Origin of the sequence: Lentzea kentuckyensis (assembly GCF_002150765.1) — a bacterium.
GTDB lineage: Bacteria > Actinomycetota > Actinomycetes > Mycobacteriales > Pseudonocardiaceae > Lentzea > Lentzea kentuckyensis.
In genome coordinates this window covers 33,249-52,252 of record NZ_MUYM01000017.1, presented here as the reverse complement: position 1 = coordinate 52,252, position 19,004 = coordinate 33,249, and the positions used below count along the sequence as shown (strand labels likewise).

General features: G+C 67.5%; 19 protein-coding genes. 13 read left to right on the top strand and 6 right to left on the bottom strand.

Annotation, left to right across the window (positions count from 1 at the left end):
- The first annotated feature begins 164 nt into the window (after window positions 1-164).
- The 8 genes from B0F77_RS11220 (at window position 165) to B0F77_RS11185 (ending at window position 9,445) form a co-directional block, all read left to right on the top strand.
- Entirely contained in the window at window positions 165-1,832 is a 1,668-nt protein-coding gene (locus tag B0F77_RS11220) for an ABC transporter family substrate-binding protein (RefSeq protein WP_086662778.1), read from the top strand.
- Between the two features lie 320 nt (window positions 1,833-2,152).
- Window positions 2,153-3,931 (top strand): ABC transporter family substrate-binding protein, encoded by a 1,779-nt coding sequence (locus B0F77_RS11215; RefSeq protein WP_086662885.1) that lies wholly within the window; start codon window positions 2,153-2,155, stop codon window positions 3,929-3,931.
- Between the two features lie 94 nt (window positions 3,932-4,025).
- Window positions 4,026-5,024 (top strand): ABC transporter permease, encoded by a 999-nt coding sequence (locus tag B0F77_RS11210; protein WP_086662777.1) that lies wholly within the window; start codon window positions 4,026-4,028, stop codon window positions 5,022-5,024.
- The gene (locus tag B0F77_RS11205; RefSeq protein ID WP_425435649.1) at window positions 5,017-5,949 is read left to right on the top strand and encodes an ABC transporter permease; all 933 of its coding nucleotides are present in this window, start codon (window positions 5,017-5,019) and stop codon (window positions 5,947-5,949) included. The genes B0F77_RS11210 and B0F77_RS11205 overlap by 8 nt, the downstream gene beginning before the upstream one ends.
- Window positions 5,949-7,121 (top strand): ABC transporter ATP-binding protein, encoded by a 1,173-nt coding sequence (locus tag B0F77_RS11200; RefSeq protein ID WP_086662775.1) that lies wholly within the window; start codon window positions 5,949-5,951, stop codon window positions 7,119-7,121. Before B0F77_RS11205 ends, B0F77_RS11200 begins: the two co-directional genes overlap by 1 nt.
- Entirely contained in the window at window positions 7,118-8,110 is a 993-nt protein-coding gene (locus B0F77_RS11195) for an ABC transporter ATP-binding protein (protein WP_086662774.1), read from the top strand. Before B0F77_RS11200 ends, B0F77_RS11195 begins: the two co-directional genes overlap by 4 nt.
- Window positions 8,111-8,187: 77 nt before the next feature.
- Window positions 8,188-9,024 (top strand): N-acetyl-1-D-myo-inositol-2-amino-2-deoxy-alpha-D-glucopyranoside deacetylase, encoded by an 837-nt coding sequence (gene mshB / locus B0F77_RS11190; protein WP_086662773.1) that lies wholly within the window; start codon window positions 8,188-8,190, stop codon window positions 9,022-9,024.
- Window positions 9,014-9,445, top strand: a complete 432-nt coding sequence (locus B0F77_RS11185) for a hypothetical protein (protein WP_086662772.1) — start codon at window positions 9,014-9,016, stop codon at window positions 9,443-9,445. The genes mshB and B0F77_RS11185 overlap by 11 nt, the downstream gene beginning before the upstream one ends.
- Here the strand turns inward: B0F77_RS11185 and B0F77_RS11180 are convergent.
- The gene (locus B0F77_RS11180; RefSeq protein ID WP_169730920.1) at window positions 9,421-10,143 is read right to left on the bottom strand and encodes a GNAT family N-acetyltransferase; all 723 of its coding nucleotides are present in this window, start codon (window positions 10,141-10,143) and stop codon (window positions 9,421-9,423) included. The two genes, B0F77_RS11185 and B0F77_RS11180, sit on opposite strands and share 25 nt — an antisense overlap.
- Before the next feature lie 153 nt (window positions 10,144-10,296).
- Here B0F77_RS11180 and fdxA point away from each other — a divergent pair, with 153 nt between their 5' ends.
- Together fdxA and dapC are read left to right on the top strand one after the other, a co-directional pair.
- The gene (fdxA, locus tag B0F77_RS11175) at window positions 10,297-10,623 is read left to right on the top strand and encodes a ferredoxin (RefSeq protein WP_086662771.1); all 327 of its coding nucleotides are present in this window, start codon (window positions 10,297-10,299) and stop codon (window positions 10,621-10,623) included.
- 2 nt (window positions 10,624-10,625) lie between these two features.
- Window positions 10,626-11,717, top strand: coding sequence for a succinyldiaminopimelate transaminase (gene dapC, locus B0F77_RS11170; protein ID WP_086662883.1), 1,092 nt, complete (start codon window positions 10,626-10,628; stop codon window positions 11,715-11,717).
- Here dapC and B0F77_RS11165 read toward each other — a convergent pair.
- From B0F77_RS11165 to B0F77_RS11155, 3 genes are all read right to left on the bottom strand, one after another.
- Window positions 11,707-12,612 (bottom strand): hypothetical protein, encoded by a 906-nt coding sequence (locus tag B0F77_RS11165; RefSeq protein WP_143466674.1) that lies wholly within the window; start codon window positions 12,610-12,612, stop codon window positions 11,707-11,709. The genes dapC and B0F77_RS11165 overlap by 11 nt on opposite strands.
- A gap of 94 nt (window positions 12,613-12,706) precedes the next feature.
- Window positions 12,707-13,663 carry a 2,3,4,5-tetrahydropyridine-2,6-dicarboxylate N-succinyltransferase gene (gene dapD, locus B0F77_RS11160; RefSeq protein WP_245847953.1) on the bottom strand — a complete coding sequence of 319 codons (957 nt, stop codon included), beginning with the start codon at window positions 13,661-13,663 and terminating at the stop codon, window positions 12,707-12,709.
- Window positions 13,664-13,730: 67 nt separating this feature from the next.
- Window positions 13,731-14,144 (bottom strand): hypothetical protein, encoded by a 414-nt coding sequence (locus B0F77_RS11155; RefSeq protein ID WP_143466673.1) that lies wholly within the window; start codon window positions 14,142-14,144, stop codon window positions 13,731-13,733.
- A gap of 59 nt (window positions 14,145-14,203) precedes the next feature.
- On the opposite strand from B0F77_RS11155, the gene dapE reads away from it, so the two are divergent.
- Window positions 14,204-15,271, top strand: a complete 1,068-nt coding sequence (gene dapE, locus B0F77_RS11150) for a succinyl-diaminopimelate desuccinylase (protein WP_086662767.1) — start codon at window positions 14,204-14,206, stop codon at window positions 15,269-15,271.
- 51 nt (window positions 15,272-15,322) lie between these two features.
- Here the strand turns inward: dapE and B0F77_RS49685 are convergent, their stop codons facing one another.
- Entirely contained in the window at window positions 15,323-16,516 is a 1,194-nt protein-coding gene (locus tag B0F77_RS49685) for an RNA-guided endonuclease InsQ/TnpB family protein (protein WP_086662766.1), read from the bottom strand.
- A gap of 151 nt (window positions 16,517-16,667) precedes the next feature.
- Here B0F77_RS49685 and B0F77_RS11140 point away from each other — a divergent pair, with 151 nt between their 5' ends.
- Both B0F77_RS11140 and B0F77_RS11135 read left to right on the top strand, forming a co-directional pair.
- The gene (locus B0F77_RS11140) at window positions 16,668-17,444 is read left to right on the top strand and encodes an LOG family protein (RefSeq protein ID WP_086662765.1); all 777 of its coding nucleotides are present in this window, start codon (window positions 16,668-16,670) and stop codon (window positions 17,442-17,444) included.
- The gene (locus B0F77_RS11135; protein ID WP_211293747.1) at window positions 17,426-17,977 is read left to right on the top strand and encodes an LOG family protein; all 552 of its coding nucleotides are present in this window, start codon (window positions 17,426-17,428) and stop codon (window positions 17,975-17,977) included. The genes B0F77_RS11140 and B0F77_RS11135 overlap by 19 nt, the downstream gene beginning before the upstream one ends.
- Here B0F77_RS11135 and B0F77_RS11130 read toward each other — a convergent pair.
- Window positions 17,948-19,000, bottom strand: coding sequence for a winged helix DNA-binding domain-containing protein (locus tag B0F77_RS11130; RefSeq protein ID WP_158102665.1), 1,053 nt, complete (start codon window positions 18,998-19,000; stop codon window positions 17,948-17,950). The two genes, B0F77_RS11135 and B0F77_RS11130, sit on opposite strands and share 30 nt — an antisense overlap.
- Window positions 19,001-19,004: the final 4 nt, after the last annotated feature.

Here is a 19,004-nt window from a genome sequence, read left to right as displayed (position 1 = left end):
CGCCCAAACCAGCCGACCCAAGCCCCGAACCACCCGACCAGGTGAGCCGTACTACTCACCGTGCGGGCAACCCACCGCCACCCCGGTACGTCTCACTAGTGGCGCGGGTGACAAAACCTGGGTTGCTCGAACGCCACCATCACCCTTCTGGCAATGTGAGGACCATGAGGCGACTCGGGGGAGTGCTGGCTGCCGCCATCCTGTGCGGCACCGCCGCGGCGTGCACGAACGCGCCGCCTCCGCCGCTGGTCCCCAAGTCCGAGGCGCCGGTCATCACCACGACGGGTCCCAAGGTCACCGAGATCGTGGTCGGTGTGGACGACGTGGCTGGTGGTTACAACCCGCACTCGTTGGCGGCGCAGAGTCCCATCACGACCGCGTTGAGTTCGCTGCTGCTGCCGAGCGCTTTCCGTTCGGGGCCGGACGGCGCGCCGCAGCTCGACCGGAACCTCATGGTGAGCGCGAAGGTCACCAAGGCCGAGCCGTTCACCGTCACGTACACGATTCGCAAGGACGCCAGCTGGTCGGACAGCGCGCCGATCGCCGCCGAGGACTTCTACTACCTCTGGCAGCGTATGCGCAGCGAACCCGGAGTTGTGGATCCGGCGGGTTACCGGCTCATCAACAACATCAGCGCGCGCGAGGGCGGCAAGGTCGTCGAGGTCTCGTTCGGCAAGCCGTTCCCCGGCTGGCGGAGTCTGTTCGCGAACCTGTTGCCGGCGCATCTGCTCAAGGACGCGCCCGGTACCTGGTCGAACGTGCTCAGCACCAACTTCCCGGCCACCGCTGGGCCGTTCGCCGTGCGCAGCCTGGACGAGCCGCGCGGTGAGGTGATCCTCGAGCGCAGCGATCGGTACTGGGAGGTGCCGACGACGCTGGACCGCGTGGTGATCCGCCGGGCCACGCACTCCGCCATGGCCGAGTCACTGTCCAAAGGGGACAACCAGGCGGCGCTGCTGCGGGCGGACGCCGCGGATGTCAACGTGCTCAAGGCGATTGCGAACCTGACCACGAAACCCGTGCCGCGCAACGAGGTCGCGCAGGTTCTGCTGCGGCCGACCAGTGATCAGCTCAAGGACGTCAAGGCGCGGAAGGCGATCGTGGCCGCCCTCGACCGGGACGCGCTGATCGCGTCCGGCACGCAGAACGGGCCGAGTGCGCAGTTCCGGGCCGACTCGTACGTCGTGCCGCCGAGCCGTGCCGGGTACCAGGCGACGATCACGGGCAACACGCTCAACGCGGCGGCCAGCGACCAGCTCCTCACCGAGGTCGGGTACGCCAAGAACGCGCAGGGGGCCTGGGAGAAGAGCGGCAAGGCGCTCAAGCTCAGGATCGCCGCGCCGGAGAAGGTCGAGCCGTACGTCACCATCGCGAACCGGATGAAGGCGCAGCTGGCCGAGCGGGGCATCCAGTCCGAGGTCGTCACGCCGAACGCCGAGGACCTCTTCAGCAAGCAGCTCCCCGAGAAGGACATCGACATCGCGGTCGTGCCGCGGGTCGACGCCGGTGACTCGGCGGCGGGGCTCGCGAGTGTCTACGGGTGTGTCGGTGACGCTCCGGACGGGGCGACGCCCAGCCCGCAGAACCCGGCCGGGTTCTGCGATCAGGCGATCCAGGCGGACATCGACGCCGCGCTGAACGGCAAGGTTCTGCTGAGCGACGCGCTGGCCCGCATCGAGCCGCAGATCCAGGCTCAGGCGGTGGCGTTGCCGTTGTTCCAGGTAGTGGATCTTCTTGGTGTGCTGCCCACCAAGGTCTCCGGGATTGACACCGGCGCGCCGCTGGCCGGCGTGCTCAGCGGTGCTCCCGAGTGGCGTCGTCTCGACAAGTAGTCGCAAGTAATTTGCGATAACCGCAGGTCAAAAACCCGTTGCCAACGCGGTTTCGGCGTTGGTACGTTCGGCCGCCCTCGTTGACAGAATTCCAAGCGCCCGGTTAACGAACGCTTTCGCCCGGTAATCGGGCCATTGCGGCGCGCTACAAGGTGTCTCCATTGGGTCACGATCGCCCTCTCGGGTAGTGACCGCTCCCTCACCAGCTTCTTACGGTGCTGCCCACGATGTGCCGGTTCGGGGCGCGTATGGCACATCTCGGTTATGGGCGTGCAGGCCGACCAGGCCGTGGCCGCCCAGTGCTAGGAGGGCACGTGTCGATGAGGAGAACCAAAGCACTTCCGGCGATCGCGCTGGTCGCCAGCGCGTCTCTCGTGCTGGGTGCCTGCGGTGGCGGCGGTGGCGGCAACAGCACCGATGGTGGAGACGCCGGCAACGCCGAGATGGCGGTTGCACGTGGCGAGACCGCGGACGGCTACACCGCGCCGGAGACGAAGCAGAGCGGCCAGGTCGTCGTGACGACCGACAAGCCGTTCACCTCGTACAACAACGCGACCGAGGACGCGAACCAGTCCTACAACACGTTCGCGCTGGTTCTCGTGCAGCCGGGTGCGCACATCACGGACGGCAACAACAAGGTCGTCCTGAACAAGGACGTCATGGAGAGCATCGAGGTCACCTCGAAGTCTCCGCAGGTCGTGACCTGGAAGATCAAGAAGGGCGTCACCTGGTCCGACGGCGAGGCCTGGGACTGCGACGACTTCTACATGGCGTGGTTCACGCAGTCGAACGCCGCGAAGAAGGCCGACGGCAGCAAGTACTTCAAGCCGGCCGGCACCACGGGCTACGACCTCGCGACCGGGGAGTGCAAGGACGACCAGACCTTCGTCGGTACGTTCTCCGCGCCGTACCCCGACTACGAGGACATGTTCAACAACGACATCCTCCCCGCTCACATCCTCGAGAAGAACGCGGGCGTCGCGGACGTCACCAAGCTCACCAAGGACAGTGCTCCCGCTGACCTGCAGAAGACCGCCGACTTCTGGAACGAGAAGTGGAACGGCTTCACCAAGGACCTCATGCCGGGTGCGGGCCCCTACGTCCTGACCGGCTTCGAGCCGAACCAGTCGGTGACGCTGGAGCGCAACCCCAAGTGGATCGGCAAGCCCGGTGGCCCGGAGAAGATCGTCCTGAAGGCGGTCGCGGACCCGGTCGCGCAGGCGCAGGCGCTGGAGAACGGTGAGGTCGCCGTCAACTCCTTCGCGCAGCCCGACGCGAACGCGGCCACGAAGCTGAAGGGCCTGAACGCCCAGGGCGTCACGTTCGGCTCGGGCCCCGGCCTGTCGTTCGAGCACCTGGACATCCAGATGAAGAACCCGGTGCTGTCGAAGGAAGAGGTCCGCAAGGCCTTCTTCATGTGCGTCAAGCGCCAGGACATCATCGACAAGCTCCTCAGCGAGGTCCAGCCCGACGCCAAGCCCATGGGCAGCCTCATCTTCTTCCCGAAGGACGAGGGTTACAAGGACGTCTACGCGGAGAAGGCCAAGGGCGACCCGGCCGCGGCCAAGAAGATCCTCGGCGACGCCGGCTGGACGCAGGGTGCCGACGGCGTGTTCGCGAAGGACGGCGTGCGTGCCTCCTTCCGGATCAGCCACACCGACATCCCGCGGCGCAAGCAGACCGTCGAGCTGATCCAGGGCCAGTGCAAGGAAGCCGGTATCGAGGTCAAGGACGACACGGACCCGAACTTCCTCGACGAGCGCGTGTCCGCCGGTGACTACGACGTGGCGCTGTTCGCCTGGTCGAGCTCGGCGTTCAAGAGCGGCAAGAAGTCGATCTACGAGACCGGCGGTGGCCAGAACTGGCAGAACCTGTCGGTGCCGAAGGCCGACGAGGCCCTGAAGCAGGCCGTCTCGCAGACGTCGATCGCGGACTCCCTGAAGTACTTCCAGGAGGCAGACGACGCGATCGCCGGTGCGTACGCGTCCTTCCCGCTGTTCCAGATGCCGAACATGTGGGCCTTCAAGGGGCTCGACCGCGTGTACTTCCAGAGCTACTACGGCGCGCTGTGGAACGCCAACGAGTGGCAGACCAAGTAATTCGCCATAGCTGAAGTGCGCAACGCCTGACCGGGCGGGGCCGGACCACGAGTCCGGCCCCGCCCGAGCCGGGTTGCCCCCTAGGAGCCCGCCCGTGATCCGCTACATCATCCGGCGCCTGCTGATCTCCATACCCATCCTGCTGATCGGCAGCTTCGCCTGTTACGTCCTCGTCGCGACCGCCGGAAACCCCTTGGCGGAGATGCGATTCCGGCCCGGCGTCACCGAAGCCGACATCAAGGCCGCCGAGATCTCGCTCGGTCTGGACAAGCCCGTCATCGTTCGCTACTGGAACTGGCTCACCGACTTCCTGTCCGGTGACTGGGGCCAGAGCATCGCGCTCGGCCAGGCCAAGACCGCTGTTTTCCCCGCCGTCACCGACGCGCTGTGGACCACCGGACGGCTCGTCATCGGTGCCGAACTTCTCGCTCTCACACTGGGTGTCTCGGTCGGCGTGCTCGCCGCCGTGCGCCAGTACTCGATCTTCGACTACCTCGCCACCAGCACCGCGTTCCTCATGTTCTCGATGCCGATCTTCTGCGTCGCGGTCATCGTGAAGAACTACGGCATCCAGTTCAACAACGTCCTGGAGTCGATGGGGCTGGACCGCTGGCTCACCACCGCGGGTCCGCGGCCGGGTGGCTTCAGCGGCAGTATCGGCGAGGTCATCTTCAAGTACACCGGCACGTTCCTGTTGCCCACCATCGCGTTGATGCTCATCAGCTTCGCCGCGTACAGCCGGTTCGAGCGCGCCTCCATGCTGGAGATCCTGCACTCGGACTTCGTGCGCACCGCACGGGCGAAGGGCATCTCGCAGGGCCGCGTGATCTTCAAGCACGCCTTCCGCAACGCGCTCATCCCGGTGTCCACGCTGTTCTCGCTGAACTTCGGTGCCGTGCTGTCCGGCGCGATCATCACCGAGACGGTCTTCGGCTGGGCCGGCATGGGCACGTTGCTGGTGAACTCCGTGCGGCAGTTCGACCCGCCGATGCTGATGGGCTGGCTTGCCGTCACCGCGACCCTGATCGTGCTGTTCAACCTGATCGCCGACGTCGTGTACGGCATCCTCGACCCTAGGATTCGCCTTGGCTAACATCAACTTGGCGTCCGAGGGCGGCGTGGTGAGCAGCGCTCCCGAGTCCGGTGCCCACGAGTTCGACGCCACCAAGACCCGCACGCAGGGCCAGCTCGTCCTCCGGCGTTTCCTGCGCCACCGGCTCGCGATGGTGAGCTTCGGCGTTTTCGTCTTCCTCGTGCTGTTCGCGTTCCTCGGTCCGTTCATTTGGACCTACGACTACGAGGACGTGACCAGCAAGTCCTACCAACCGATGAGCGGTGTGCACCCGCTCGGCACCACCCAGGTCGGCAAGGACATGCTGGCGCTGCTCATGCGCGGCACCGGCTACTCGCTGCAGATCGCGTTGATCGTGGCCGCGCTCGCGACCGCGATCGGCGTGACTTTCGGTGCCCTCGCGGGATATCTGCGCGGCTTCGTGGACACGGCGCTGATGCGTCTGGTCGACCTGTTGCTGATCATCCCGCAGATCGCGGTCGCCGCGATCGTGGTGAAGGGGTTCTCCGGCAGCTGGTACGTCGTCGCGCTGGTGCTCGCCGCGTTCGCCTGGATGCAGATCGCCCGCATCACCCGCGGTGAGACGCTTTCCTTGGCACAGCGGGAGTTCATCGAGGCGGCGCGGGCCTGTGGCGCCTCCACCTCGCGGATCATCTTCAAGCACCTCGTGCCGAACATGATCGGCAGCATCACCGTGAACGCGACGCTGGCGATCGCGAGCGCGGTGCTGACCGAGGCCGCGCTGTCGTTCCTGGGTCTGGGAGTTCAGCCTCCCGACACCTCGCTGGGCGTGATCGTGCTGGAGAACTACGGGCAGTTCCTGAACCGGCCGTGGCTGTTCTGGGGTCCGTTCATCGTGCTCGTGTCGCTCTCCCTGGCCGTCAACTTCATCGGTGACGGCCTGCGCGACGCGTTCGACCCGAGGCAGACGAAGGTGCGTGCCTGATGACCACTTTTCCCCAACTGTCGGAGGACTTCCTGCCCTCCAGCACCACCGCGCCGCTGCTCTCGGTCAAGGACCTGTCGGTCACCTTCCCGACCGACGACGGTGACGTCCGGGCGGTGCGCAACGTCTCGTTCGACCTCAACCCCGGCGACGTGCTGGGCATCGTCGGCGAGTCGGGCTCCGGCAAGTCCGTGTCGTCCATGGCGATCATGGGCCTGCTGCCCAAGAACGCGATCATCGAGGGCTCGATCCGCTACCGCGGCGAGGAGCTGAACGGCCGCACCTACAAGCAGATGCAGCCGTTCCGCAGCAACCACATCTCGATGATCTTCCAGGACCCGATGACGTCGCTGAACCCCGTCTACACCGTGGGGTGGCAGCTCGCCGAGACCTACCGCGCGCACCACAACGTCTCCAAGAAGGCGGCGTGGGCCAAGGCGGTCGAGGCGCTCGAACTGGTCGGCATCCCGCAGCCGGACAAGCGCGCGGCGCAGTACCCGCACGAGTTCTCCGGCGGCATGCGGCAGCGCGTCGTCATCGCGATGGCGATCATCAACGATCCCAGCGTGATCATCGCCGACGAGCCGACCACCGCGCTCGACGTGACGGTGCAGGCGCAGATCCTCGACACCATGCTGCGCATCCAGACCGAGACAGACGCGGCGATCGTCATGATCACGCACGACCTCGGCGTGGTCGCGGGCATGGTCAACCGCGTGCAGGTGATGTACGGCGGCACGGTGGTCGAGTCCGGCCCCGTCGACGACGTCTTCGAACGGCCGCGGATGCCTTACACCGTCGGGCTGCTGGGCTCGGTCCCGAACCCGGCCACGCTCGGCAAGCGGCTCACCCCGATCAAGGGTGCGCCGCCGTCGCTGGTGAACCTGCCGACCGGCTGCTCGTTCTCGCCGCGCTGCCCGCTCGTCGCCGACGTGTGCCACGAGTGGGAGCCGCTGCTGGAGGAGGCCGGCGCCGCGAACCACACGACGCGGTGCCACCGCTGGGAGCACCTGGCGACCATCGAGCACCCGCAGCGGCTGTTCCTGCACGACGAGATCGGCACGGTCGAGAACCCCGCGGTGTTCGCGGCGGCCAACCCCGACGAGTCGCTCGAGGTGACCGCCGTGCACGGGACCTTGCTCACGGACCTGAAGGATGAGGAGGCGAAGTGACCGCGCCACTGCTGGAGGTCACTGACCTCGTCAAGGAATTCCCCGTGCGGGGCAAGGGAATCATCCCGCGCAGCATCGGCACGGTGCAGGCCGTGTCCGGGGTGTCGTTCACGCTGCACCCCGGCGAGACGCTCGGCCTGGTCGGCGAGTCCGGCTGCGGCAAGTCCACGACCGGGCGCGCGATCCTGCAGCTGCACAAGCCGACCTCGGGCTCGGTGAAGTTCGACGGCCGCGAGCTCACCTCCATGAGCACCAAGCAGTTGCGGCCGCTGCGCAAGGACATCCAGATCGTCTTCCAGGACCCGTACGCGTCGCTGAACCCCAAGTGGCAGGTCAACGACATCATCGCGGAACCCCTGGTGATCCACGGTGTCGAAGGTGGCGTGCAGAGGCGGGTCAACGAGCTCATGGAGCTCGTCGGTCTCAACCCCGAGCACCGCGCCCGGTACGCGCACGAGTTCTCCGGCGGTCAGCGGCAGCGCATCGGCATCGCCCGCGCGCTGGCGTTGAACCCGCGGTTCCTGGTGCTGGACGAGCCGGTGTCCGCTTTGGACGTCTCGGTGCAGGCCGGTGTCGTGAACCTGTTGGAAGAGCTGCAGGAACGGCTCGGGCTGGCGTACCTGTTCGTCGCGCACGACCTCTCGGTGGTGCGGCACATCTCGGATCGCGTCGCGGTGATGTACCTCGGCAAGATCATCGAGATGGGCGAGCGGGAAGCCATCTACACCAAGCCGATGCACCCGTACACGCAGGCGTTGCTGTCCGCGGTGCCGATGCCGGATCCGAAGCAGGAACGGCAGCGGCAGCGGATCGTGCTGACGGGTGACGTGCCGTCGCCGGTCAATCCGCCGTCGGGCTGCCGGTTCCGCACGCGGTGCTGGAAGGCGCAGGACATCTGCGCCACCGAAGAACCGAAGCTGGAAAGGCGTGGTGGGCCGGAAGGAACGTTGTCCGCGTGCCACTTCGCGGAGGAACGCTCGGTCGTCTAGGAGCTTCACCGACCAAATGAGATCCTTAGCAAAGGCCGCCTTTATCAACTGATGAGGGCGGCCTTTACTCTGATTCAGTGACGCTGACTGCCCCACCACGGTTGCTGTTCGTGCATGCCCATCCCGACGACGAGAGTCTGTGGACAGGCGGCACGATCGCTCGCTACGCCTCAGCAGGCGCGCACGTCACTGTCGTCACCTGCACGCTGGGCGAAGAGGGCGAGATCATCCCGCCCGCGCTGGCGCACCTGGCCGCCGACGCCGCCGACCAGCTGGGCGGGTACCGAGTGGGTGAGCTGAGATCAGCCTGCGCCGCACTCGGCGTGACGGACCACAGATTCCTCGGCGGCATCGGCCGCTGGCGCGACTCCGGCATGGTCGACGTGCCCTCCAACGCGCACCCGCGCGCGTTCGTCCAGGGCTCCCTGGAAGACCAGACCGCCCAGCTGGTCGAGATCCTGCGCGAGGTCAAGCCCCAGGTCGTCGTGAGCTACGACGCGTTCGGCGGCTACGGCCACCCGGATCACATCCGCGCGCACGAGATCACCGTGGCCGCGTGTGCCCAGGTGTCCGAGGTCGAGCGGGTCTTCTACGCGGTGACCTCCCGCGACGCCACGAACGCCGGCGTGCGGGCGCTGGAGAACGTGCCGGACGCGTTCCGGCTGCCGGAACCCGGTGAGCTGCCGGTGACGCCGGATGAAGAGATCACAACGGTTGTCGACGTTTCCGAGCACCTGACGGCCAAGCGCCGCGCGTTGCGGGCACACTCGACGCAGGTCAGTGTGTGGGACGACGGGTACGCGCTGTCGAACAACATCGCGCAGCCGCTGGTCGGCGGTGAGTTCTACGTGCTGGCCAAGGGGTCGGCGGACGGCGCGGCCACAGATCTGTTCGGAGGACTGGGTGACCGGTAGCACGCGAGTCGGTCTGCTGCTGCTTCTGTGCGTCGAGGCAGCAGCGCTCGCCGTGCTGGAAACGATGTTCCTGCCCCTGCGCTTCGACGGCACGCTGCTGCCGAAGCTGGGCGACTTCCCGTTCCCGATCATGATCGTGGTGGCCGCCGTCACGACCCCGGTGCTGGTGTCGTGGGCGGCCGAGCTGTCCGAACGGGTGCTGACCGCCGCGCTGCCGCTGCTCGTGTGGTTCCTGGCGCTGATGGTCTTCGGCTACCTGGAGCCGGGCGGCATCACCGGGCAGGCGGTGCTGCTGCAGGACTGGCGCGGGCTGCTGATGTTCGGCGGTGGCGCGATGACGGGCGCGGTGGCCGTGGGCGCCGTGATGGCGCGCAACGCGGCCAACCGGCCCGGCCTCTACGAGACCGCCGGCACCCAGTAGCGGTAGCGGTGGTGCTCGGTGCAGCCGAGCTCCTCGTACAACCGGATCGCCGGGTCGTTGTGCTCCGCGACCTGCAGCACGCACGTCGTGGCACCCTGCTCCAGGCCCCAGCCCGCCACCTCGCCCATGAGCCGCCTTGCGAGGCCCTGACGGCGATGTGACGGCCGCACGGCGAGCCGGGCGACGTGCAACACGTCCTCGACCACCGCGCCCCGCACAGCGGCCACCACGGTGCCGTTCTCGGCGGTGCTCGCGAAGCACACGTTGCCGCCGCTGCCGAGCACGTGCCGTTGGGCGGCGGAGACCTCGGATCCGGCCGCGAGTTCCCACCATCCGGGAAGATCACGGCTCTCGGCTACGCCGTCGGCGAACTTCTCCAGCGGACCGGTCATCACCAGCGACTCCGCGCCGCCGGGGTGATCGAGATCGACGTGCCAGCCCGCGGCCTCGATCGCCTGTTCGTGAGCTGAGGCGATGACCACGTGCGCGGTGGGTTTGATGCCGTGCTCACGCGCGAACCCTTCGACCGCACCCAATGCGCGTGGAATCGGCACGCCGGGATCGCCGCAGGTCAGCGTGCTGTTGGCGCGGCCGGTGAAGCCGTTGGCCGCGCGCATCAACCAGTCCCCGAGCGGAACTTCGGTCAGGACGGGCCATGCTCGCGCGCAGAGCGATTCCAGGTGATCCACGGTGTGCACACGTTCATCCTCACTGCATCGGCCAGCGATTTTCCCAGTAGGTCATGTGACGTGGCACACCGTGCAGCTAAGGCAGGCCTGACCGGGTGATACTCGAACGTGCCGCGTACTCTCCGGCTTGCGCGGTGTGACCAGATGAAGTTGGAGAGCGCAGTGACCTATGTGATCGCCCAGCCGTGCGTGGACGTGCTCGACAAGGCGTGCATCGAAGAGTGCCCCGTCGACTGCATCTACGAAGGCGACCGGATGCTCTACATCCACCCCGACGAGTGCGTGGACTGTGGCGCGTGCGAGCCGGTGTGCCCGGTGGAAGCCATCTACTACGAGGACGACGTCCCCGACGAGTGGAAGGACTACACCAAGGCGAACGTGGACTTCTTCAACGAGCTCGGTTCGCCCGGCGGCGCGTCGAAGGTCGGCAAGGTCAGCGCCGACCCCGAGTTCATCAAGGTGCTCGAACCGCAGGCTGAGGGGCATTGATCATCCAACGCAGGGGTCCGGCACTGCCGGACTTCCCGTGGGACTCGTTGGCCGATCACGCCGCCAAGGCGCGCAAGCACCCCGGTGGCGTGGTCGACCTGTCCGTCGGCACGCCCGTCGACCCGGTTCCCGCGGTGATCCAGTCCGCGCTGTCGTCGGTCGCTGACATCCCCGGCTACCCGACCACCCACGGCACGCCCGAGCTGCGCGCGGCCTTCGTCGCCGCCGTCGAGCGGCGCTACGGGATCGTCGGGCTGCCGGCGAGCGCGGTGCTGCCCACGATCGGCTCCAAGGAGCTCGTGGCGTGGCTGCCGACCCTGCTCGGCGTCGGGCCCGGCGACATCGTGGCCGTCCCCTCCGTGGCGTACCCGACCTACGAGGTGGGCGCGCTGCTGGCGGGGGCCACCGTCGTGCGCCTGGCCGACGGCGAACTGCCACCCGCCGGCACGAAGCTGGTGTGGCTGAACTCGCCGTCGAACCCGACCGGGCGGGTGCTGTCGGCAGCGCAGCTTCGCGACGCCGTTGCCGCTGCTCGTGCGGTCGGTGCGGTGGTGGCGTCGGACGAGTGCTACCTGGCTCTGCCGTGGGACGCCTCGCCGGTGTCGGTGCTGCATCCGTCCGTTGTGGACTCCTTCGACGGCGTGCTCGCCGTGCACTCGCTGTCGAAGTCGTCGTCGCTGGCGGGCTACCGGGCCGGGTTCATCACCGGTGACCCGGAGCTGATCTCAGGTTTGCTGGAGCTTCGCAAGCACGCCGGGATGATCGTGCCCCGGCCCGTGCAGGAAGCCATGCGGGCGGCCCTCGAAGACGACACGCATGTCGTCGAACAACGGGCCCGCTACCTGGCTCGCCGCGAGGTGCTGAAGCCCGCGCTGGAGGCGGCCGGGTTCACCGTGTCGCACTCCGAGGCAGGGCTCTACCTGTGGTCGTCGCGCGGTGAGGACGCCTGGGAGACGATCTCCTGGCTGGCCGACCGCGGGATTCTCGCGGCTCCCGGCACGTTCTACGGACCGGCCGGCGCCCAGCACGTGCGGATCGCTCTGACCGCTACGGACGAGCGGATCGCCGCCGCGGTGGAGCGCCTCAAGGCTTGAGGGCCGACCAGACCCTGCGGGTGAACTGGTTGGGTGGCACGGCATCGGTGGTGAGCCGTACTGACGTGCTGATCTCCTCGCCGCTCAGGCCGAGGCCCAGCACCAGGTGCCAGTGCAGATCCCAGAGGTCCTGGAACGCGTCGAGTTCCACGTCGGCGTCCGCGCTGACGTGGAGCACGGCCGGTTCGGCGACTCTCACTACTCTCTCGACCGCCCGTACGTCCCGTGTGTTCGTGCGGAAGCTGAAGGCCAGGTCGACTGTTTCGCTGTCCAGGCCGTACGTCGCGTACGAGTGGCAACGGTGGTGCGGCAACGACAGCGGCTGGTTCGTTTCCAGGTAGAGGTCGCCCTCGAACCGCAGCGTCGGGGAGTGCTGGCTGAGGGTGGCTCTGGCGCTGACGAACTCCCAGCCCGGCATGTCCAGCTTGGGGACCAGAAGTTCCAGGACCTCGCCTCTACGTGCTGAGCGCGTGCGTTCGCCGGAGCGCCACGGGATTTCCCTGCTGTAGGGCTCCTTCTTCGTGACGAAGACGTACGGCGCGTTGTCGGTCTGCAGGCTCAGGACGACGACGGTTCTTCTTGGCGCCCAGTCGAACGCCACCGTGGTGAGCCCCGGCGCCACGCCGTCGAAATGGCTTTCCACCCTGGGCCACCAGCTCGACAGTTCCTCGGCCGGCGCGCCCTTGACGTAGCGGCCCTTCTCGTCGACGCCGACGATCCACATGGCCTCGGAGCCCCTGGCCGCGTTGCAGAGCGCGGCGATCTGACGTGCGGCCTTGCCGTGGTCGATCGGCCACTGGGTCTTGAACTCCACGAACGAGTCCTCGGACTGCGCCCCCTCCAAGGCACGCTCGATCGCGGCGCGAGCGTTCAACTCGAGTCGCTGTTTCAGCACGTGCACCTCCTTGGGCCGGCGCGGAAGACGGCACGGGCCCAGCCTGCCTCAGCAGACCGGGCCCGAGACACCGTCTATCTCCCTAAAAGCGTTCTCAGTCGTTCGCGTGCAGAGCGGCGTTCAGCACGACGCCGGTGCCCTTGCGCGGCTTCACCCGGACCGTGCCGGTCACAGAGTCCCTGATGAACAGCAGGTTCGATTGTCCGCTCAAAGTGATGGCTTTGACGACCTCGCCGTCGGGGAGCGTGACCTTCGTGCCGGCGGTGAGGTAGAGGCCGGCCTCGACCACGCAGTCGTCGCCCAGCGAGATGCCGAGACCGGCGTTGGCGCCCAGCAGGCAACGCTCGCCCACGGAGATCACCTGCTTGCCACCTCCGCTGAGGGTGCCCATGATCGAGGCGCCGCCGCCCACGTCCGAGCCGTCGCCCACGACCACGCCGCCGGAGATCCGGCCTTCGACCATGCTGTTGCCGAGGGTGCCGGCGTTGAAGTTGACGAAGCCCTCGTGCATGACCGTGGTGCCGGCGGCCAGGTGGGCGCCCAGACGGACTCGGTCGGCGTCGGCGATCCGCACGCCGGACGGGACCACGTAGTCGACCATGCGGGGGAACTTGTCGACTCCGTAGACCGTGACCGGGCCGCGGGTGCGCAGGCGGACGCGGGTCTGTTCGAAGCCGTCCACCGCGCAGGGGCCGTGGTTCGTCCAGACCACGTTGGTGAGCAGGCCGAAGAGGCCGTCCAGGTTTGCGCCGTGAGGCTGGATCAGGCGGTGGCTCAGGAGGTGCAGGCGCAGCCAGACGTCGTAGGTGTCGCGAGGGGCCGCTTCCAGATCGATGGCCACCCGCACACCGACGACCTCGACATCGCGCTCCGGGTCCTCGCCGAGGAGCTTGGCCGCGGACTCGCCGAGGGCTTCCGCGATCTCGGTGGACGACAGGCGGACGGTGCCCGCGTCCGTCGTCTCGCCCAGGACGGGGGACGGGTACCAGGTGTCGAGGACGGTGCCGTCCGGGGTCACAGTGGCCAAGCCGATGCCGTATGCGGTGCTCACGGCCACACAGCTTAGTCCGGTGCTCGGACCACGCCCGCGACTCGTGCCGAAGCGCACGCGGGGTTGGTCAGTCCGGGACGTCCGCTGAGAAGTAGAGGGAGCCCAGGTCTCCGCGCGTGGCGATCAGGGCTTCGTTGCACTTCGACTGGCGGGCGTCGGCGCTGGAGACGTTGTCCGCGCGCACTTCGCCGCACTCGTGTGCCTCGAAGTCGCCCACTGCGGTCATCAGGCGGGGGAGGACTTCGCTCACGGCGGGCTTGATCTGTTTGCCTTGCAGCGCCTTGTCCAGTTTGCGGGTCATGGTGCTCACGTTGGTCACCCAGGCCGCGCAGTCGGCCGGCGTGCCGCTGTGCTGGGAGCCGCAGGGGGCGGTGAAGAGGGTTCGGATCTCGCCGCACTGGCGGTCGCAGGCGGCAGGGGGCTCGCCGCAGCCGGTGGGCAGGAGGAACAGGGAGATGACCAGGAGTGTGCGCTTGATCACGCTGCGCACCGTATCGGCCGAATGGGGTAGTGCCCAAGTCGGGTCAGTAGGGTGGCGGGGTGTCCGACACCCTTGATCTGCTGGCCGATCCCGTTGAGTTGACTGCCGCGTTGGTGGATGTGCGCAGCGTGTCCGGGGAGGAGGCGGAGATCGCGGATCTCGTCGAGCGGTCGTTGCGGGCGCATGCGCCGCAGTTGGAGATCACTCGTTCGGGGAACGCGGTGCTCGCCAGGACGAATCTGGGCAGGGCGCGGCGGGTCGTGCTTGCCGGGCACCTGGACACGGTGCCGATCAACCAGAACTTTCCCAGCCGGCGCGAGGGCGATGTGTTGCACGGGTGCGGGACCGTGGACATGAAGGGTGGCGACGCGGTCATGCTCGCCATCGCGGCGTTGAGTGAAGGTGCGCGGCACGATCTGACGTTCGTGTTCTACGACTGCGAGGAGATCGAGGCCGAGCGCAACGGGCTCACGCGGATTCAGCGGGAGCTCGAGGAGTGGTTGCGGGGAGACCTGGCGATCGTGTGCGAGCCGTCCAACGGGACGGTCGAGGCCGGGTGTCAGGGGACCATGCGGATCGAGATCCGGACGGCGGGGAAGCGGGCGCACACGGCTCGGGCGTGGATGGGGCAGAACGCCATTCACGGCATGGGCGAGGCGTTGCGGCGGCTGGAGGCGTATGTGCCTCGGCAGCCTGAGATCGACGGGTGCCGGTACCACGAGGGGCTGCAGGCCGTGAAGATCAGCGGTGGGGTGGCCGGGAACGTGGTGCCGGACGAGTGCGTGCTCACGGTCAACCACCGGTTCGCGCCGGATCGGACTGTGGAGCAGGCCGAGCAGCACCTGCGTGAGGTGTTCGAGGGGTTCGAGGTCGTGGTCACGGACTTCGCCGCTGGGGCACTGCCCGGGTTGCACGCGCCCGCCGCGCAGGAGTTGGTCGTGGCTGCCGGAGGGACGCCGGTGGCGAAGCTCGGGTGGACTGACGTGGCTCGGTTCGCGGCGTTGGGGATGCCCGCGGTGAATTTCGGGCCTGGGGATCCGACGTTGGCGCACACGCAGGAAGAGAACGTGCCGGTACAGCAGATCACCGGGTGTTTCGACGTGCTTAAGCGATTTTTGCTTGCCTGATCACTAATATCTCAGTGTTGACTTCCTCCCCTTCAGGAATGAAGGGGATTCCTACGGCTCGCGCCGGAGGGTTTTCTGCTTCGTCACCGACCGCCCGCCCGGAGTGTTCCGTTGAGGTCTTACACCGGCTCCACAGACTGTCACCGCCAGCCCGGCGGCCAGAATGTTGCGCGCCGCGTTCACGTCCCGGTCATGGGTCGCGCCGCAGCCACAGGTCCACGTGCGCACGTGCAACGGCATTTCCACCGCGAGCGCGCCGCAGACCGAACACAGCTTGGACGACGGGAACCAGCGATCCACGGTGATCACGTCCCGCCCGTACCACTTTGCTTTGTACTCCAGCAATTGACGGAACTGCCGCCAGCCCGCATCACCGATCGCCCGGGCCAAGCGCCGGTTGACGACCATGTTCGACACGGCCAGATCCTCGACCACGAGCGTTTGGGTTTCACGCACGAGCCGAGCGGTGATCTTGTGCAGGAAGTCGGTACGCCGATCGGCAATGCGGGCATGCGTACGGGCGACCCTGACGCGGGCCTTCTCTCGGTTGCGGCTGCCCCTTTGCTTGCGGCACAACGCCCGCTGCGCCCTCGCCAGTGCCTTCCGACCCGGCTGCTCGTGCCGGGGATTGCCGATCTTCTCCCCGGTCGACATGACCAGCAGGTGATCGAGACCGACATCGATTCCCACCACCGAATCGGTGTTGGGCAACGGTGTCACACTGGAGTCCTCGCACAGAAGGGACACGAACCAACGTCCGGCCGCGTCCCGCGACACGGTCGCGGTCGAGGGCACTGCGTCCTCCGGCAGCGGCCGCGACCAACGAATGTCCAGCGGCTCGGACATCTTCGCCAGTGTCAGCGTCCCGTCACGCCATCGGAACGCCGAACGCGTGTACTCGGCCGAGGCGCGCGACTTCTTCCGCGACTTGAACCGTGGATACCGCGCACGCTTGGCGAAGAAGTTCGTGAATCCGGTCTGCAGGTGCCGCAACGCCTGCTGCAGCGGCACTGCCGACACCTCGGCCAGAAACGCGAGTTCCTCGGTACGTTTCCATGCGGTCAGCAGCGCCGACGTGGCCCCGTAACCGACGCGTTCTCCACGCTGCGTCCATGCCTCAGTGCGGGCCTGCAGCGCCAGGTTGTACACCTTGCGGACACACCTGAACGTGCGCGACAACTCCGCCGCCTGCGCATCGCTCGGATAGAAGCGGTACCGAAACGCCCGCTTCACCTGCCCATTCATCTTTCACAAGCTACCCAGCTGCAATGTGCCCCATGCGGACGGGTCGCAGACGCTGTATCGCTGTGACGGCGGCATGGCCGTCCCGCTCCTGCTCCGCAGGGGCCCGATTCCTCCCCGCCCTGACGGACGGGGTCTCCTCGGAGGAGTTCATATGACGGAAAACGAGAACGGCGTGGTGGACGAGCGTCCCAGGGAGAAGATGCGGGGGCCTGTCGTGTTGCGGCGGGACCGCAGGGACGAGCTGACCACCACGGACCAGCGGTTGCTGGATTCGCGAGGGCCTTCGGACTGGGTGCACACGGATCCGTGGCGGGTGCTGCGGATTCAGGCCGAGTTCGTCGAGGGTTTCGGGGCACTGGCCGAGGTGCCCAGTGCGGTGACGGTGTTCGGGTCGGCCCGGACCGGGCGGGATCATCCCGAGTACCAGCTCGGGCGGGATCTCGGCGCGGCGTTGGCGCAGGCCGGGTTCGCGGCCATCACCGGGGGTGGGCCCGGCGCGATGGAGGCCGTCAACCGCGGGTGTTCGGAGGCCGGTGGGTTCTCGATCGGGCTCGGCATCGAGCTGCCGTTCGAGCAGGGGTTGAACCCGTGGGTCGACCTCGGGGTGAACTTCCGGTACTTCTTCGTGCGCAAGACGATGTTCATCAAGTACTCGCAGGCGTTCATCTGCCTGCCGGGTGGTTTCGGCACGCTGGACGAACTGTTCGAGGCGTTGACGCTCGTGCAGACGAAGAAGGTCACCAAGTTCCCGGTCGTGCTGTTCGGAACGCAGTACTGGCAGGGGCTTTACGACTGGATCAAGAGCTCGGTGCTGGAAGGTGGCAAGGTCGGGGAGAAGGACCTCGCGCTGCTGCACCTCACCGACGACATCGAGGACGCGGTGCGCGTGGTCAAGGAAGCGCACCAGGCATGGGCGGACACGCACTGATGTATGTCGCTGTTTATTGCGGGAGTCTCGCGACCGTTCCGCAGAGTTATGTCGACCTCGCGGCCGAGGTGGGGCGTCAGATCGCGGCTCGTGGCTGGCACCTCGTCTGGGGTGGCGGGCAGACGTCGATGATGGGCGCGGTGGCTCGGGAGGCGCGGGCCGGTGGGGCGCACACGTACGGTGTGATTCCCAAGGGCCTGGCCACCAGGGAGATCGCCGACCGCGAGTCGACCGAGCTGCACGTCGTCGACACCATGCGCGAGCGCAAGAAGATGATGGACGACAAGGCGGACGCGTTCCTCACGCTGCCCGGCGGCATCGGTACCGCCGAGGAGTTCTTCGAGGTGTGGACGGCGGGGGTGCTGGGCATGCACACCAAGCCGGTCGTGCTGCTCGATGTCGACAACCACTACAAAGGACTTGTCGAGTGGCTGACCGAGTTGCGGGACAAGGGTTTTGTCTCGCACGCCGCGTTGGAATCGCTGGTCGTGACGGACGACGTGTCAGTTGCTCTTGACGCCTGCGTCGTCTAGTCCCTTGGCCTGAGCCAGGATCTGGGCCTCCGGCAGGAGGTCCGGCAGCGGGCGGTACGGCGTGGCCGTGACCTCGAAACGCTTGCCGGACACCACCCTGCCCTGCCAGGAGCCCGCGATCTCGCCGTCCACCAGGATCGCGCCGCGCCGGCCGAGGATGCGGAAGATGTCCTTCTGCGCGGCCTTGTCCGGCAGCAGCAGGTCCCGGTCGCGGGCCTGCAGGTACGGGTCGGTCGGCGGGAGCAGGCGGACGTCCGGTGGTTCGGCGTCGGCGATCTCCAGGTCCTCCGGCAGCCAGGCCTGGTGGCCCTCGACGGTGACCTCGACCAGACCGGTTTTGGGCCACTGCTTCTTGACCTCGCGCGTGGTCGTGCCGAAGTAACTGGCCACTTCGGACGGTCCGGCGGGGCCGTGCAACGTCAGGTAGCGGTGGATCAGCTCGTCGAAGCCCGCGGTCTTGCGCGGCACGCCCGGCCAGCCGTGGACGCGCTCGAACGTGACGGTCTTCTCCTCCGGGAGGATCCGCAGGCCCGCGGGGAGCGCGCCGAGCCGGAAGATCGAGTCGCTCACGTGGTCGGTCTGGCAGCCGCGGCACGGTTCGATCGTCTGCTTGGGCGCCAACGGGGTCAGGGCCTTGCTCACCTCGCCCTTGGTCATCGGCTTGGTGACGATCGACCTCATCGCGGTGGCGATGTGCCGCAGCGCGTCCACCATGTCGTCCACCTTCGGGCGGGACGCGCGGGCACGGGCGTCGGCGTCGCTCCACGGCCACAGTGCGCGGGAGAACGCCTTCAGCTCACCGGCTCGGTGCAGGTGCGGAGCGCCGCGCACGGACCAGGTCAGGACGAAGTCGTCCACCGCCGGCTCAGCGAGTCTGGCGGCGAGACTCAGCACGGCCGAACCGGAGGTGTTGTCCTGGATGCCCAGGGCGAACACCGCCAGTTCGGCCGCGTCGGAGACCCGCCGGTCCAGTTCGTGCTGATGGATCCGGTGGAAGAGCACCTGCTGCCGGGTGAAGTCCACCCGG

Excerpts from the sequence above, each read along its gene's own strand:
- B0F77_RS11135 (WP_211293747.1), top strand. The coding sequence starts at position 17,426 with ATGGGCGGACACGCACTGATGTATGTCGCTGTTTATTGCGGGAGTCTC.
- B0F77_RS11220 (WP_086662778.1), top strand. The coding sequence starts at position 165 with ATGAGGCGACTCGGGGGAGTGCTGGCTGCCGCCATCCTGTGCGGCACC.
- B0F77_RS49685 (WP_086662766.1), bottom strand. The coding sequence starts at position 16,516 with ATGAATGGGCAGGTGAAGCGGGCGTTTCGGTACCGCTTCTATCCGAGC.
- B0F77_RS11200 (WP_086662775.1), top strand. The coding sequence starts at position 5,949 with ATGACCACTTTTCCCCAACTGTCGGAGGACTTCCTGCCCTCCAGCACC.
- B0F77_RS11215 (WP_086662885.1), top strand. The coding sequence starts at position 2,153 with ATGAGGAGAACCAAAGCACTTCCGGCGATCGCGCTGGTCGCCAGCGCG.
- B0F77_RS11140 (WP_086662765.1), top strand. The coding sequence starts at position 16,668 with ATGACGGAAAACGAGAACGGCGTGGTGGACGAGCGTCCCAGGGAGAAG.